The following is a 16679-nucleotide window of genomic DNA, read 5'->3' on the forward strand; positions in this document are numbered from 1 at the left end:
GGTCAACAGTCGCTCCATCTGGTGCCCGCTGAAGGGGAGAATTATTATGATCAGTCATCAGTCACTTCATCTGCTGCCCGCAGAAGTGGAAAATTGCCCCGATCGGTCATCAGTCGCTTCATCTGATGCCTGCTGCAGGTGAAAATTGCTCAGCTACTTTTTTAAAAATAATAAAGCTCTATAATTTGTTTTTTAAGACAGAAAAAAGCCTGAAGAATGACAGGCTTGAAGGATTTATTTATTTCACAGCTAAATATTCATCTGTAATATTTTTTATGATTGTATGAACAGGCAATATTCTCTTAATTTCAGAAACTCTCGCGCCAGCGAATACGAGGCCATTTTCTACGTCCCCGCCTACGGATTTTAATAGTGAATCTAGTGTACAAAAGCGGTAGGAGCAGTTTTTTAAACAATCATGGCATTTATCGATTTTTAATTTTCCGGTTCCTGAAATTAAATCGGTAAACTTGTTCTTAATGGCTCTTCCTTGCAGGCCAACCGTGGTTTTAACTAGGATCGTATCTTCTTTTTGTGCATTCACATATTTTTCTTTAAAGGCTAATGGGGCGTCACATTCCTCACTGGCAACAAACCTTGTACCCATTTGTACCCCGGAAGCTCCCATTTGAATGGCTCTAGCTACATCTTCTCCGGTTAATATTCCACCGGCTGCAATGACTGGAATGTTTACGGCTTCAACTACTTCTGGAAGGATTTCAAATAAAGGACGGTCTGTTCCTAAATGGCCGCCCGCTTCGCATCCTTCAACAACAACAGCAGACGCTCCCAATCTCTCAGAAAGTCTTGCTAGCTTAGCTGTAGAAACAATCGAAATAACAGGAGTTCCACTCTCTTTTCCCCAGGAATACATATCGCGTGAAATTCCTGCACCTGAAATAATAAAATCTACTTTTTCCTCTATAGCAGCCTTCATTTTTTCGGCAAAATCATTCATTGCAAATAATACATTAACGCCAATATAGCCTTTTCCAATGATCTTTTCCTTTGCCTTTCTAATATGAAACTTTAGTTCATCTGTTGAAATTCCTGTTCCTGATATAATTCCAATCCCACCTGCGTTTGCAACAGCTGATGCAAGCCCGCTCAGTGAAATGCCAACACCCATACCTCCTTGAAGGATGGGAACTTTCGGTTCCATATGGCCAATTTTTAATTGTGGTAAGTTCAAAGTATAACCCCATTTCAATTGTTTAGGAATGATTTGGTTCATGCTTTATTAAAGTATCATGGTTATTATTAAAAAGCTGTGATTAATATTACTAGGTACTAATAGTTACTATTAATTTTTTGATTAATTTGTAAAAAATTAATCATTTTATTCCTATGGAGATACTTATTTTTTATAAAAAGTATGGTATATTCAATATCGGGAAAAACAAAAGTAGAACCCATTTTTATGTTTTTATTAATTTTGAAAGTGTTATGGAGCTGAGAATATATGTTGCATCAATTTTCAAGAAATGAGCTTGCTATCGGTAAAGAAGGGTTAGACATCATGAAGAACAGCACGGTTGCTGTTCTTGGGGTAGGCGGAGTAGGAACCTTCGCTGCAGAAGCGTTAGCCCGGTCAGGTGTTGGGCGTTTAGTATTGGTTGATAAAGATGATGTTGATATAACAAATGTAAATCGTCAGATCATTGCCTTGCTTTCTACTGTAGGACAGCCAAAGGTTGATCTAATGAAAGAGCGGATTAAAGATATTAATCCAGAATGTGAAGTAATCGCTCTGAAAATGTTTTATACAGAGGAAACGTACGAGCAGTTTTTCGAGTATGGTCTTGATTTTGTCATCGATGCATCTGATACCATTTCTTATAAGATTCATCTAATGAAGGAATGCTTAAAAAGAAATATCCCTATGATTTCAAGCATGGGGGCTGCTAATAAGATGGATCCAACCCGTTTTCAAATTGCTGATATTTCTAAAACCCATACAGATCCAATTGCCAAGGTTATTCGTACTCGCTTGAGAAAAGAAGGAATTCGTAAAGGAATCTCAGTTGTATTTTCAGATGAAAGTCCGATTGTCATCCGTGAAGATGTCAGAAAGGAAGTTGGTAAAAACGATGCTACTATCCGAAAAGCAAAAATGCCGCCTTCCTCCAATGCATTTGTCCCATCTGTAGCTGGATTAGTTATGGCTAGCTATGTTGTCAGACAACTTCTGATAAATATTCAAGTGAATCGTGTGAAAGACGAGAATAAATAATTTAAAAGTACAGTTTATGTTTAACGGGTTCGGTCTCTAGAAGTGCATAACACCAATTCACAACTGAACTCGCACAACAATTCGAATATGTTTTAACAAAAAAATAACAACAGAAAATACAGTCAATTTGGTATAAGTAGTTTAGGTTTGAAATAGAAAATGAGCTTGGAAATAGTATTCCAAGCTCGGTTATTCTATATTGCTTCGCTAATTCTTTAACCAAAATTTAATATCCCTGAATTTCTTTTATGCTTCTTCCCCCTATATAGGAGTGTCCCATTTTCAGTTTTGTAACGGTCTTAAATCCATATTTTTGATAGACTTTTTCTATTTTTTCGTTAATAGGAAACACCCAAAGGTTTTCTAGCTCCTTCTTAGCAATTTCTGCTTGAATATAATGAATCAATTCACCGATTAATCCTCGTCCCCTGTATTCCTCTAGAGTTGCAACACTTTCCATCCGTGCCTGATTATCATTGATAAAAATACAAGCTGTTGCACAGGCAATTCCATCATACCGAAGTAAATAATGTATAAAACTAGGATGATTAAATTCTACCTCAAAAGCCTTTTCCCTAACTGCTTTGCCTCCAAATTCTGTAATACTGCATTCAATATTTAATGCTTCGGAATAATTCATTTTTGTAACCAATTCAATAGAAATTTCATTGCGTTTTTCCTTTTCCAAAACCTTTTGTTCCCACATTTGAACAGGACTGATTAATTCTTCGAATCCGAAATGATTCAATTTTAGTTGGTTAACTAATTCTTGTTGAGCATCTAAGTTATAAATATAAAATCTAGGTATGATTTTTCTAGAATTATAAAATTTTTTTACTTCATCAATTATTAACTTTGGATTATCAATAGCATCACTAATATGAGCGTGATTTGCGTCATAATAATTTGGTTGACTTTCATTGCAAAAAATTGAACCCCAGGACGTTTCTATTCGTTTTGTAAAGGTCTCAAGGTATGCAAAATCAAGTGAAAAAACGTCTTTTAAATTTATCATATTTTATTCCTTTATTTCGATATTTATTAAAGTTTAACATAAATATCCAATTACCCTTTAAAAAAATCACTCTAATTTAATTGAGTTGTTTGAATTAAAATAAATTTATCAACTTTAACACATATTTCGTAGACTGTCTGTTGTCCAACAAATTGTTGTTAATTACAGTGTGAATTATAATGCTAATTTGACTGCTAAAATGCATAAACCCTTATAAATCAACAAATAAAAAGAATCCAATTCATATGCGAATTGGATTCCCAATTATACTGCTATTTATTGTTTTGCACCTCTCAACCGAACCCATTAGCTTATGTTGGGCTTTTTTTATTGGCTGAATAGCCCATTTTTCTAAAAATTAGTAAAAAGCATTGACTAATTAATTCGTACCAGTGTATTATTTGACTAGTACACCGGAACACTCATTCAGGAGGGGAACTATGTTAGCATTTAAAGGCTTATTCATAAAAGAAATTAAATTGACTAAAAGCTGGTTTATGGTAGGGATCGGGATATTATTTTTTTCTTTCATTGCAGGTATAGGGTTAATGCATTACTTTGAAGAGTCTGTTATTTTTCCTATCATTTCCATCATGATTGTGGTTGGCCATGTTTTTTATTTGCCAGCATACTTAATAAATTCACTTAATATCGAAGGTCATTCACAACTTTGGCTGCACAATCCTAATCATGGTGCAAAGCTTTTCCTTGCTAAGCTTTCAGCAGGAACGGTTTATTTTCTTATTTCGTTTTCAATTGCCTTGCTTATTGCAGATTGGCAAGTAAATCATTCCACCTATGCAGAAAGCTTTAATCAATTTGCTGGAGAACCTTTGCCTAATCTTAGCTTTATTGGATTGGCCCTTGCTTTAAGCTCGATTTATTTAGGCATATGGGTGTTATTTTACTGGTCCGTATATCACTCAATAAAAGGAGTTCCATCACTTAAGCCATTTCGTTGGCCAATCCTAATCGGGATATGGGTTGTTTTAACTGCAGCTAGTAATTATATTCAAAACCTCCCTTTTTATAAAAAGTTTATAAATATAGGTGTTATCCAGTTAGCTCCAATGAAAACCTTAAAGTTTGAAGCGGAAAAAACCTCTGCATCAGCAGGATTAGTAGATACGGCTGAAATATCAATTATGAACGGAATTATGTATACAGCTGTAGCGGTCATCGTTTTCCTCATCGCAGTTTGGCTATTAGAACGGAAAGTGGAGGTGTAGTGTGTTGGGAGAAGAATTCCAAGCATCGAAGCCAATATATATGCAAATCGTTGATAAAATAAATCAGCAAATCATTAGAGGGGAGTTAGTGCCTGGAAATAAGCTTCCCTCTGTCCGTGAAATGGCGATACAAACAGGTGTTAATCCAAATACAATTCAACGAACATATAGTGAGTTAGAAAGGATGGAAATTGTGGAGACGAAACGCGGGCAAGGAACATTTGTAACTGAAAATACAAATCTAATAAAGGAATTAAAAGGCAAACTGCAAATGGATATTATTGAAGCCTTCTTTACTAATATGAAAGAGCTTGGCTTTTCAGAAGAAGAAATGGTTTCCGGCTTAGAGTTTTTTATAAAGGGAAGGCTGGGTGATTAGGATGATTGAATTTCAGCATGTAACGAAAAAGTATGGACGTGAACTTGGGTTAGACGATGTTTCCTTTAAGCTTGAAAGCGGGAAAATATATGGCTTGCTTGGTCCTAACGGAAGCGGCAAATCTACAACATTGAAGATGATTGCCGGTCTTGTCCTCCCATCTGCTGGGAAGGTAATTGTGAATGGGCAAGCATCTGATCGAAGAGTTGCGGGAAGTGTAGCTTATTTGTCGGAACTTGATATGTTCTACCCGTCTTTTAAGGTAAAGGATATGATCAATTTTTATGCTACACAGTTTGCAGATTTTCGAATGGAACGGGCGGAAGAATTACTTCAATTTATGAACTTGGATCCGAATAAAAAAATTAAGCAGTTGTCAAAAGGAAACCGCGGCCGTTTAAAGCTTGTTCTTGTTTTAGCAAGGGAAGCATCTGTATTGCTGTTAGATGAACCTTTTTCTGGCCTTGATCCAATGGTAAGGGATTCAATCGTAAAGGGATTGCTCTCTTATATTGATTTTGAAAACCAAATCGTGATTATCGCTACACATGAAATTGATGAAATTGAGCCTTTACTTGATGAAGTGCTTGCTATTCAAAATGGGAAAATAATCGCCCGTCATCATGTAGAGGAATTGAGAGAAACTGAAGGTCTTTCCATCATTGAATGGATGAAAAAGACATTTTCGGATGGGAGGGAAAATAATTGAAAGCCATTGTGGAAATTCAAAACGTAACAAAAACCATTAAAGGCAGAACAATCATTGATTCTTTGAGCTTTAATGTTAATAAAGGAGAAGTGTTTGGTTTTCTTGGACCAAACGGTGCTGGAAAGACGACCACCATTCGGATGATAGTAGGGTTAATTGGGATGACATCTGGTGATATCAAAATCCTTGGCCACAGTATTAAAACAGATTTTGAAAAAGCCATTACTCATGTAGGTGCCATTGTTGAGAACCCTGAAATGTATAAATTTATGAGCGGGTATCAGAACCTTGTTCATTATGCAAGAATGTCTAAGGGAGTAACGAAAGAAAAAATAAATGAGACTGTTGAGCTTGTCGGTCTGACAGATAGAATCCATGACAAGGTAAAAACTTATTCTCTCGGGATGAGACAAAGATTAGGACTCGCACAATGCCTTCTCCATGATCCAAAGGTATTGATTCTTGATGAGCCGACCAATGGATTAGACCCGGCCGGAATAAGGGAGATCAGGGATCATCTAAGAATGCTTGCCAGGGAAAGGGATATGGCAGTTATCGTATCAAGCCACCTTTTATCTGAAATGGAAATGATGTGTGACCGTATCGGCATTATCCAAAAAGGAAAGCTCATTGATGTACAGCTTATGAGCGATTTTGTCCAAGGTAATGAAAAGGTTTATGAGATTGAAGTCGATGAAAAGGAGAAAGCAAGTTTTGTAATAAGGGAGTTATACTCTGATCTACAGGTGCAGCTGATTGAAAATGGCATCGCGGTTCCGTTAAAAAGAGAGGCTGTTCCAGTTATAGTAAAAGAGCTCGTTAATAATGGAATACAAATTTATGGAATTAAAGAGATGACAAAAACACTAGAAGATCGATTCCTAGAAGTGACTTCCAAGGAGGTGACGGAGCATGTTTAGACTAATCCAAAATGAATGGATGAAAATATTTAAGCGACCTGGGACGTATGTCATGATTGGAATTCTCCTTTTAGTCACAACGATAGCTGGTGGCTTTATTAAATATCAGGAAACGAAAGGGTCTGTACCGGATAACACAGAATGGAAAAGAGGACTACAAGTTCAGAATGACAGTTATAAAAAGCAGTTAGAAGAAATGGGCAGTTCTGCACCTAGAGAAATGAAGGATCATTATGAAAGAGAAATAGCGATCAATACGTATCGAATCGACCATGATATTTCTCCAAATGAAGATTATTCAGTCTGGGGATTTGTGAATGATGCTTCCCAGACAATTGAATTTGTTGGCTTATTTACAATCATTATTGCAGCAGGAATTGTCGCTAGTGAATTTAATTGGGGAACCATTAAGCTGTTATTGATCAGGCCGATAAAAAGAGGAAAGATTTTACTGGCAAAGTATTTAACAGTTTTGATATTTGGTTTATTTATGCTTCTTCTATTGTTCGTCTACTCAGCAGGTCTAGGAGCGATTCTATTCGGATTGCCGGAACCCCCTACCCCTTATTTAAACTATTTTAACGGGAAAGTGACCGAACAAAGCATGCTTGCACATTTAATTTCTTATTACGGTCTTAAATCTATTAATATGCTGATGCTTGCTACGATGGCCTTTATGATTTCAGCAGCATTTAGAAATAGTTCCCTAGCGATTGGGTTATCCTTATTCCTTTTATTCATGGGGGGACAGGTGACTAGACTTATCTCAATGAAGTATGAATGGGCGAAATATTTATTATTTGCAAACACTGATTTACTGCAATATTTTGAAGGATCTCCAATGGTTGAAGGAATGACATTAGGCTTCTCTGTCATCATGTTAGTTTTATATTTCGCATTATTTCAAGCAGTGACTTTCTACGTATTCAAGAAAAGGGATGTAGCTGCTTAAAGTATATAGGAGGTTATCTTATGCAAATAATAAATTCTCTTATTACTGCAATTTTACAAGTATCGCTACTCTCAATCATCCCCTTTATTTGGTGGTTGATTTTTGGCAGGAAGGAAACGAGTTTTTTTAGATGGGTAGGTTTTAAAAAGCCTATTATTCATAACAAAAGGAAATATGTGATTACATTTATCGCTACAATAATATTTTTATCCATTCCGTCATTTATTATTATCCCCTATTTTGTTGACCAATCAGTTTTGGCAACAGCCCAATTTTCTGGAAAGGGCATCGATGCATTAATTCCAGCTTTAATCTATGCTTTTTTACAGACGGGATTATCAGAGGAAGTTTTTTTTAGAGGATTTTTAATGAAAAGATTAGTTCACAAATTTGGATTACAAGTCGGAAATGGAGTACAAAGTTTATTATTTGGGCTTCTGCATGGGATTTTTCTTTTTTCTTACGCAGGTTTTTGGGGGGCAGTTATTATCACACTCATTACAGGAATAGCTGGTTGGTTAATGGGGTGGTTAAATGAGAAGCAATCAGAGGGCTCTATTGTGTCAAGCTGGCTGCTTCATGGCTGTGCAAACACGTTAGCATCCATCATAGTCATGTTTAATATTCTTTAGGATAAAAAGGCCGATAAATAAAAAAAAGATGAAATCAAAAAAATAGCTGATTTCATCTTTTTTTTACTTTTGGAGATTAGAGTAAATGACAGATATAGCCTGCTCAAATTTGCCCGTTTTCTTTGGCTGGTAATAAACCTTATTTTTAATATTATTAGGAAGGTATTGCTGCTTAACCCAGCCACCTTCATAATCGTGGGGATATTTATAATCAATGCCTCTGCCAAGTTCTTTTGCCCCTTTGTAATGGGCATCCTTAAGATGATCTGGAACTTCCCCGCTAATGCCATGCCTAATGTCGGCAAGAGCCGCATCGATAGCCATTATCGCTGAGTTTGATTTCGGTGATAAGCATAATTCAATAACTGCATTGGCAAGTGGTATTCTCCCTTCTGGAAAACCAACTCTTTCCGCGGTTTCAATCGCCGCCAACGTTCTTGCACCGGCTTGAGGTGAAGCAAGTCCGATATCTTCATAGGCGATTACTAGTAATCGTCTGCTAATGCTTTGTAAATCCCCTGCCTCAATTAATCTTCCTAAATAATGCAAAGCGGCATTGACATCGCTTCCCCGGATCGATTTCTGAAATGCAGAGAGAACATCGTAATGAGCATCCCCATCTTTATCATGAGTTAAGCTTTTTCGCTGCATGCATTCTTCAGCTGCCGCTAAATCAATTTGGATGATGTTATCGCTATTAGCTTCAGTTGATAAAACAGCCAGTTCTAAAGCATTTAACGAGCTTCTTACATCTCCGTTTGAGGCAGTTGAGAAATGCGTAAGTGCCTCTTCTGTTACATGAACATGTTTTTCTCCTAATCCTCGTTCCTTATCCTCGATTGCTCGGAGCAAGGCCTCTTTAATATTTTCAACTGATAAAGGCTTCAGTTCAAAAATTTGACAGCGGCTGCGGATCGCTGGATTAATGGCATGATAAGGGTTGCTTGTCGTTGCACCAATTAATGTAATCATCCCATTTTCTAAAAAAGGGAGAAGGAAATCTTGCTTACCTTTATCTAACCTGTGTACTTCGTCAAGGAGCAGTATCACTTTTCCGGACATTTTTGCCTCGGCAGCAACGATTTCCATATCTTTTTTATTATTCGTAACAGCATTTAAGTTCCGAAAAGCGAAACGGGTGCTTCCGGCAATTGCACTGGCAATGGATGTTTTGCCTATTCCAGGAGGTCCGTATAAAATCATCGAGCTCAGCTGTTTAGCTTTCACCATTCGATTAATAATTTTTCCTTCTGCTACAAGATGCTCTTGCCCAATTATTTCTTCGATCGTCCGCGGTCTCATTCGGAATGCTAATGGCTTTATATTCAATTTCATCACTCCAAAACTTCTAATCCAATTAACGAAGGAACAATATTATTAAACATACCATAATTATAGGAATCACAAAATGATTATCATTATTAAATATGCTATAATAACAAAAGTCTATCTATATACTAAGAATAAGCTTAACTTATGGGGAGAAATGGACAGGTGAACATGAAAAAAAGGGGTCAAATAGGGTCAAGATTCATTGTTTTTATAGTAGGCCTGCTCGTAATGACTCTTGGGGTTGTACTGTTAATTCTTGCTGATTTAGGTGCAACACCATGGGATGTCCTTCATGTAGGCTTATATTATCAATTCGGGCTTACTATTGGAAGCTGGTCTATAATTATCGGATTCGCCATTTTGGCTTTATCATCTATTATTTTAAAGGAGTTCCCGAAAATGGGTACTTTTTTAAATATGGTTTTATTTGGTTTATTTGTGGATTTTTATTTTATGCTTCCATTTATGCAAACCCCATCCTCACTTACAGGGAAAATCATGATGTTTATCTGCGGAATTATTACTTGCTGCTACGGAATGGGAATTTATATTTCGGCACAATTTGGGGCGGGTCCAAGGGATAGCCTCATGATTGCTTTAACATCAAAAACAGGCTGGAAAGTTGCCCATGCTAGGCTTTGTATGGAAATTGTTGTGCTATTAATTGGCTGGCAGCTCGGAGGACCTGTTTTTTGGGGAACAATTATTATCGGAATTTCAATTGGTCCAATTGCAGGTATTGCTTTGCCGCAATGCCAAAAAGTGACGGATCGATTTTTAGTTAAAATGAAAGCGAAAAATGCAGTGACTGCTATAAATGATAAAGATAGAGGTGTTAGTTAATGAAAATATCGACAAAAGGCCGCTATGGTTTAACGATTATGATGGAATTGGCTAAAAAGCATGGAGAAGGTCCTATTTCTTTAAAATCGATTGCTCAGACGAATGATCTTTCTGAACATTATTTGGAACAGCTAATTGCTCCTTTACGGAATGCAGGCTTAGTAAAGAGTATTAGAGGAGCTTATGGCGGATATATTTTGGGAGATCTTCCAGCAAATATAACATCAGGAGACATTATACGTGTCTTGGAAGGTCCAATAAGTCCTGTAGAAGGGATTGAAGACGAGGAGCCAGCGAAGAAACATCTTTGGATGAGAATACGTGATGCAGTGAAAGATGTCCTGGATAATACAACACTTGAAGATCTAGCTAATTATAAAGATGATGGAGATACGGACGGCTATATGTTTTATATTTAAGAGTAAAAATGTAACTGTAGCTTAAATATTTGCGAAAGCAGCGGATTTATTTGCGAAAGCAACGGATATATCCGAAAAGTCGCAGATAATAGCTAAAGAGTATAAATTAAGAAGGTGAAAAATTTGGAGCGGATTTACGTTGATCATGCAGCAACTTCTCCGATGCACCCAAAGGTGATTGATAAAATGATGGAGGTTATGAATGCTGAATTTGGCAATCCTTCCAGTATTCATTCTTTTGGCCGAGGTGCCCGCCATATTATCGATGAGGCTCGGGAAGAAATAGCGAAAAGTATCGGGGCAAAAGCGAATGATATCATTTTTACGAGCGGAGGAACAGAAGCGGATAACCATGCAATTTTTGGCGTTGCCCATTCTAGTCAGCATAAAGGAAAACATATTATTACAACCCAAATTGAGCATCACGCTGTCCTTCATACTTGCGAGCAGCTGAAGAATCTTGGGTTTGAAATTACTTACTTGCCAGTTGATCAAGAGGGGAGAATTTCTTTAGCGGATCTAGAGAAAGCCTTAAGAGATGATACAATTCTTGTAACGATTATGTACGGCAATAATGAGGTTGGAACGATACAGCCAATAAGGGAAATTGGCCAAATCTTAAAAGAACATCCTGCGATATTTCATACAGATGCAGTTCAGGCATACGGTCTTGAAAAAATCAATGTCAAGGAATGCGGAATTGATTTAATGTCCGTTTCGGCACATAAGATGAATGGACCAAAAGGGATTGGATTCTTATATGCAAATACAGATATTAAACTTGCACCACGGCTTTTTGGCGGGGAGCAGGAAAGAAAAAGACGAGCTGGTACTGAAAATGTGCCGTCCATTGCCGGATTTTTGGAGGCTGTACGCATCTCTCAGCAGGAGATGGAAACGAAGAAGGAAGAATACCTGAAGTTTAAGTCTGCTTACATGAAAAAGCTCTTAGATCAACATATAGAGTTTATACAAAACGGATCGCTTGATTTTTCTTTGCCCCATGTTTTAAACTTAAGCTTTCCCGGAACGAATGTTGAAGCAATGCTTGTGAATCTTGATTTAGCTGGCATTGCTGCATCTAGCGGTTCAGCCTGTACAGCAGGCTCGATCGATCCGTCACATGTTCTTGTGGCCATGTTTGGAAAGGATGATCCGCGCATTCAAAATTCCATTCGTTTTAGTTTTGGCCTATTCAATACTATGGAACAAATTGAAAAGGTTGCGGAAGAAACAGGCAGAATCGTTAAGCGATTAACAACATAGAAACTTTGTATAGAAGCGTGGTGAAATTACATGAAAAAAGAGCCTAAGGATACAAGGGTAGTTATTGGGATGTCAGGCGGTGTAGACTCATCAGTTGCAGCCCTATTGTTAAAGCAACAAGGGTATGATGTCATTGGAATTTTTATGAAAAACTGGGATGACACAGATGAAAACGGTGTTTGTACAGCAACTGAGGATTATAATGATGTCATTCGCGTCTGCAACCAAATTGGGATACCTTATTATGCTGTTAACTTTGAAAAGCAATATTGGGATAAGGTATTTACCTATTTTCTAGATGAGTATAAAGCTGGCCGGACTCCGAACCCTGATGTCATGTGCAATAAAGAAATTAAATTTAAAGCTTTTCTTGAGCATGCTATGAAGCTCGGTGCTGATTACTTGGCGACAGGACATTATGCGAGAGTCGATTTCCGCGATGGAGAATATAAAATGCTTCGAGGCATTGATGAGAATAAGGATCAAACGTATTTCCTAAACCAGCTTGGACAGGCGCAGCTAGAAAAAGTCATGTTCCCGATTGGCGATATTGAAAAGTCTAAGGTCAGGGAAATTGCTATTGAGGCAAATCTTGCTACAGCGACAAAGAAGGATAGTACAGGAATATGCTTTATTGGCGAACGAAATTTCAAGGAATTCCTTGGAGGTTATTTACCAGCTCAGCCTGGCAATATGGAAACCTTCGATGGCAAAGTAATGGGAAAACATGATGGTCTGATGTATTATACAATTGGCCAGCGGCATGGATTAGGCATCGGTGGAGCGGGTGAACCTTGGTTTGCAATTGGAAAGGACTTGAAGAGAAATGTTCTGATTGTCGGTCAAGGGTTCCACAATGAAAAGCTCTATTCTCACTCTATTACAGCTGTAAACATTGGCTGGGTATCGGACAAAGACAAGCCGAAAACTTTTAAATGTACAGCTAAATTTAGATACCGTCAGCCTGATAACGATGTAACTGTTGAGCTGCTTGGGGATGACAAAGTAAGAGTTATTTTTGATGAACCGATTAGAGCGATAACTCCTGGACAGGCAGTAGTTTTTTATCATGGAGATGAGTGCCTAGGCGGCGGAACGATTGATGAAGTATTTAAAGACGGAAAGCGACTTGATTATGTCGGATAAATTAGTTTAATCATGAAGTAAGGGCTCTTTCGGTTCTGTTAAAACAGAGTCGATGAGCCCTTTTTTCTCGTTTGAAACCTTAAAGAATATGCTATACTTCTAAATGGAACGGAGTGAATTTAATATGGATAAAAACCAATTAGGTATTCAATATATGGAAGAAGGAAAATGGGAAGAGGCGGCAACGGTATTTATGGAAGCCATTGAAGAAAATCCTTCAGACCCGACCTCTTATATTAATTTTGGCAATGTATTATCCGTTGTAGGTGAAACGGAAAAAGCATTAAAGTTTTATGAAAAAGCAATTAAGTTGGATGAAAATGCGGCTGCAGCCTATTATAGTGCAGGAAACTTGCAATACGATCTTCAAAATTTTCAGGAAGCAAAGAATATGTTTGAAACCGCGATGAAAAAGGGAATGGAATCCGGTGATAATTATTTTATGCTTGGATTATCTTTAATAGCGATGGAACAAGGAAAATTAGCCTTGCCCTATTTACAAAGAAGCACAGAATTAAATGAAAATGATGCTGAAGTATTGTTTCAATATGGCTTATGCTTGGCTCAAGAAAACTTTATCGATGAATCTATTATTCAGCTTAAGAAATGTATTCAAATCGATCCGAACCATTCAGATGCTTATTATAATCTTGGTGTCGCATATGGATTCAAGGAAGAGGAAGAACAAGCACTGCATTATTTCGAAAAAGCACTAGAAATTCAGCCAGACCATCTATTGGCAGGATACGGCAAAAAGTTAATTGAAAAAGGAACGGCTCAATAGGAAATTGAAGTATGGAGGAAAGGAGGCAGATCGATGGATAAGCAGGAGTTACAGGGGACTTTAGATTTATTTTCGGAACAGGAAAAGAAGTATATGAAAGGCAGGCATCTTGTAACCATTTTTCATAATGAACAAAATTTATATACGGTTTTACGGATTCGAGTGGACGAAACGAATCATCATTATGAAGATAAAGAAGCAGTTATTACAGGATATTTTCCGAAAATGCATGAGCAGGAAACATATATTTTTTACGGAGAATTGAAAGAACACCCTAAATTTGGAGTTCAGCTTCATGCTAGCCATTATCGCAAAGATATCCCTCAGACTAAACAGGGCGTTGTTAATTACCTTTCCAGTGAATTATTTAAAGGCATTGGTAAAAAAACAGCCGAAAATATCGTTGAAATATTGGGGGAAAATGCAATAACTAGAATTCTTAATGAACCGTCCCTACTTGATGGAATCCCAAAACTGCCTCCTGAGAAAGCGAAGTCCTTATACGATACACTCATGCAGCATCAAGGCATTGAGCAGGCCATGATTGCTTTAAATCAATATGGATTTGGTCCTCAGATATCCATGAGGATCTACCAAGTCTATAAAGAGATGACGATCGAAACAATCCAGAAAAACCCTTATCAGCTCGTTGAGGATATCGAGGGAATTGGATTTGGCAGGGCAGACGAGCTTGGATATAAGCTCGGAATATCGGGCAATCACCCAGCAAGAATTAGAGCAGCTTGCCTTTACATATTAGAAATGGAAAGCATGCAGGCTGGGCATGTATACGTAGAAGCAAGAGATCTTCTTCAAAGCACGCAAAGACTTTTAGAGGAAAATAAGCGAGATGAAATTGAATTCAATGATATTTCCAAAGAAGTTATAAAGCTTCAAGAAGAGGGAAAAATCATGGTCGAGGAGCAAAGGCTGTATTTGCCTTCGCTTTATTTTTCTGAAAAAGGACTTGTTACAAATATTAAACGAATATTGAACCAAACTCAATATCATGAACAATTCCCGGAATCTGAGTTTCTTCTGGCTCTTGGAAAATTAGAAGAACGTCTAAAGGTTCAATATGCGCCGACACAGAAAGAGGCAATCCAAACGGCGCTTATGTCTCCGATGCTAATACTAACTGGTGGACCAGGTACAGGAAAAACAACAGTTATTAAAGGTATTGTTGAATTATATGCGGAACTGCATGGTTGTTCGTTAGATCCTAAAGATTACAAGAAGGAGGAGCCCTTCCCATTTCTCTTAGCAGCACCAACAGGAAGGGCAGCTAAGAGAATGGCGGAATCCACAGGCTTGCCTGCAGTCACTATTCACAGACTGCTTGGCTGGAATGGAACAGAGGGATTCGATCGTGGTGAAGAAAATTTATTGGAGGGTAAAATCTTAATCGTTGATGAAACCTCCATGGTTGATATTTGGCTAGCCAATCAGCTCTTCAAGGCACTTCCGGAAAATTTGCAAGTGATCTTAGTTGGGGATGAGGATCAGCTTCCATCAGTGGGACCGGGCCAGGTTCTAAAGGATTTGCTGCAGTCTGAGAGAATTCCTACTGTTCGGTTAACTGACATATACCGTCAAGCTGAAGGATCTTCGATAATCGAGCTTGCCCATGAAATGAAAAAGGGAAAGCTTTCGATGAATGTGACCGTACAGCAAGCAGACAGATCATTTTTTCAATGCAGTCCAGGGCAAATCGCAACTGTCGTAGAAAAAGTAGTTTTAAATGCTAAGAAAAAGGGATATACAGCAAAGGATATTCAGGTTTTAGCACCGATGTACAGGGGACCAGCTGGAATTGATAAGCTGAATGAAATTCTTCAGGAGATTTTCAATCCGAATCCTGACGGAAGTCGAAAAGAGCTTGCGTTTGGGGATGTTAAATACCGTATAGGCGATAAAGTTCTCCAGCTTGTCAATCAGCCTGAAAGTCATGTTTTTAACGGGGATATGGGTGAAATCATTTCTATTTTCTATGCAAAGGAAAATACGGAAAAACAGGATATGATTATTGTATCTTTTGATGGAACAGAAGTAACTTATACTCGTCAAGACTTAAATCAAATTACCCTTGCCTATTGCTGTTCTGTCCACAAATCACAGGGAAGTGAGTTTCCGATTGTGATTTTGCCTGTTGTGAAAAGTTATTATCGTATGCTGCGAAGAAATTTATTGTATACGGCTATTACCCGCAGTAAACAATTTCTCATATTATGTGGTGAAGAAGAAGCATTTAGATTAGGAGTTGAAAGAACAGATGAGCTCTCGAGGCTTACTACTCTAACTGAAAGGCTGCAGGAGACCATTTTGGACTCGTTTGCAGTTGATAAATCTGAAGCTGATGATGAACTTCCAACTTATGAAGTGCTAATGAAGGCAGATCCATTAATAGGAATGGAAAATATCACGCCGTATGATTTTATGGAAACCGAAAGAAGCTAAGGGAAGAGCAGTATAAAAGACTGTTCTTTCCTTAGCTTTTTTTTAGATGTTGTCTAGCTACAGCGCCTACCCCCTCGAGGTCACAAGCCAATCCTCCCAGAAAGGTAAAGAACACCTTTCCGGGAGGCTTGTCTTGTGCTTGTCGGGGGTGAGCGAGGCGCTTCCACTTTTCTAATAAGGAGGTATTATGATGGGCAAATGGAATGAGGAAGCAGCTCCGAATAATAATATGACAGCGGTAGAAATTAAATCGTCAAAGCTTGCGATAGGTAAACAGGAAATGGAATTTTCTGAAGAGCTTTCCGATGCTGGGGAACGAAATGAAAGGTTTAATAAGCCAAGGTATAACAAGAAATAACAAAT

17 protein-coding genes are annotated in these 16679 nt (G+C 37.8%); 14 read left to right on the forward strand and 3 right to left on the reverse strand.

Annotated elements, in window-relative coordinates:
- Positions 1-238: 238 nt before the first annotated feature.
- A complete protein-coding gene (locus V7127_RS12295; protein WP_335486565.1) occupies positions 239-1210 on the reverse strand; it encodes an NAD(P)H-dependent flavin oxidoreductase in 972 nt (323 codons plus the stop codon).
- Positions 1211-1462: 252 nt separating this feature from the next.
- On the opposite strand from V7127_RS12295, the gene V7127_RS12300 reads away from it, so the two are divergent.
- Complete coding sequence (locus V7127_RS12300; RefSeq protein WP_335486383.1) at positions 1463-2233, forward strand: tRNA threonylcarbamoyladenosine dehydratase; 771 nt, start codon at positions 1463-1465, stop codon at positions 2231-2233.
- A gap of 226 nt (positions 2234-2459) precedes the next feature.
- Here the strand turns inward: V7127_RS12300 and V7127_RS12305 are convergent, their stop codons facing one another.
- The gene (locus tag V7127_RS12305; RefSeq protein WP_335486386.1) at positions 2460-3248 is read right to left on the reverse strand and encodes a GNAT family N-acetyltransferase; all 789 of its coding nucleotides are present in this window, start codon (positions 3246-3248) and stop codon (positions 2460-2462) included.
- Between the two features lie 440 nt (positions 3249-3688).
- On the opposite strand from V7127_RS12305, the gene V7127_RS12310 reads away from it, so the two are divergent.
- From V7127_RS12310 to V7127_RS12335, 6 genes are read left to right on the forward strand one after another with little or no spacing between them, the layout of a single operon-like run.
- The gene (locus V7127_RS12310; RefSeq protein WP_335486389.1) at positions 3689-4477 is read left to right on the forward strand and encodes a hypothetical protein; all 789 of its coding nucleotides are present in this window, start codon (positions 3689-3691) and stop codon (positions 4475-4477) included.
- 4 nt (positions 4478-4481) lie between these two features.
- Entirely contained in the window at positions 4482-4856 is a 375-nt protein-coding gene (locus V7127_RS12315) for a GntR family transcriptional regulator (protein WP_335486392.1), read from the forward strand.
- A 1-nt stretch (position 4857) separates the two neighbouring features.
- A complete protein-coding gene (locus V7127_RS12320) occupies positions 4858-5565 on the forward strand; it encodes an ABC transporter ATP-binding protein (RefSeq protein ID WP_335486395.1) in 708 nt (235 codons plus the stop codon).
- Positions 5562-6485 carry an ABC transporter ATP-binding protein gene (locus V7127_RS12325; RefSeq protein WP_335486398.1) on the forward strand — a complete coding sequence of 308 codons (924 nt, stop codon included), beginning with the start codon at positions 5562-5564 and terminating at the stop codon, positions 6483-6485. The genes V7127_RS12320 and V7127_RS12325 overlap by 4 nt, the downstream gene beginning before the upstream one ends.
- Complete coding sequence (locus V7127_RS12330) at positions 6478-7437, forward strand: ABC transporter permease (protein ID WP_335486401.1); 960 nt, start codon at positions 6478-6480, stop codon at positions 7435-7437. The genes V7127_RS12325 and V7127_RS12330 overlap by 8 nt, the downstream gene beginning before the upstream one ends.
- 20 nt (positions 7438-7457) lie before the next feature.
- The gene (locus V7127_RS12335; RefSeq protein ID WP_335486404.1) at positions 7458-8069 is read left to right on the forward strand and encodes a CPBP family intramembrane glutamic endopeptidase; all 612 of its coding nucleotides are present in this window, start codon (positions 7458-7460) and stop codon (positions 8067-8069) included.
- 63 nt (positions 8070-8132) lie between these two features.
- Here V7127_RS12335 and V7127_RS12340 read toward each other — a convergent pair whose 3' ends face one another.
- Positions 8133-9392, reverse strand: coding sequence for a replication-associated recombination protein A (locus V7127_RS12340; RefSeq protein WP_335486568.1), 1260 nt, complete (start codon positions 9390-9392; stop codon positions 8133-8135).
- Between the two features lie 177 nt (positions 9393-9569).
- Here V7127_RS12340 and V7127_RS12345 point away from each other — a divergent pair, with 177 nt between their 5' ends.
- The 7 genes from V7127_RS12345 (at position 9570) to V7127_RS12375 (ending at position 16674) form a co-directional block, all read left to right on the forward strand.
- Positions 9570-10244, forward strand: coding sequence for a YczE/YyaS/YitT family protein (locus V7127_RS12345; RefSeq protein ID WP_335486407.1), 675 nt, complete (start codon positions 9570-9572; stop codon positions 10242-10244).
- The gene (gene cymR, locus V7127_RS12350; protein ID WP_066293052.1) at positions 10244-10663 is read left to right on the forward strand and encodes a cysteine metabolism transcriptional regulator CymR; all 420 of its coding nucleotides are present in this window, start codon (positions 10244-10246) and stop codon (positions 10661-10663) included. The genes V7127_RS12345 and cymR overlap by 1 nt, the downstream gene beginning before the upstream one ends.
- A 123-nt stretch (positions 10664-10786) precedes the next feature.
- Positions 10787-11929, forward strand: coding sequence for a cysteine desulfurase family protein (locus tag V7127_RS12355; protein ID WP_335486410.1), 1143 nt, complete (start codon positions 10787-10789; stop codon positions 11927-11929).
- A gap of 30 nt (positions 11930-11959) precedes the next feature.
- Positions 11960-13075 (forward strand): tRNA 2-thiouridine(34) synthase MnmA, encoded by a 1116-nt coding sequence (gene mnmA, locus V7127_RS12360; protein WP_335486413.1) that lies wholly within the window; start codon positions 11960-11962, stop codon positions 13073-13075.
- 124 nt (positions 13076-13199) lie between these two features.
- Positions 13200-13859, forward strand: coding sequence for a tetratricopeptide repeat protein (locus tag V7127_RS12365; RefSeq protein WP_335486416.1), 660 nt, complete (start codon positions 13200-13202; stop codon positions 13857-13859).
- A 33-nt stretch (positions 13860-13892) separates the two neighbouring features.
- Positions 13893-16316 carry an SF1B family DNA helicase RecD2 gene (recD2, locus tag V7127_RS12370; RefSeq protein WP_335486419.1) on the forward strand — a complete coding sequence of 808 codons (2424 nt, stop codon included), beginning with the start codon at positions 13893-13895 and terminating at the stop codon, positions 16314-16316.
- A 187-nt stretch (positions 16317-16503) separates the two neighbouring features.
- Positions 16504-16674 (forward strand): hypothetical protein, encoded by a 171-nt coding sequence (locus V7127_RS12375; RefSeq protein WP_335344441.1) that lies wholly within the window; start codon positions 16504-16506, stop codon positions 16672-16674.
- The last annotated feature ends 5 nt before the right edge of the window (positions 16675-16679 follow it).

This window comes from Bacillus sp. JJ1773 (genome assembly GCF_036962035.1).
In the GTDB taxonomy this organism is placed as follows: Bacteria; Bacillota; Bacilli; order Bacillales; family Cytobacillaceae; genus Cytobacillus.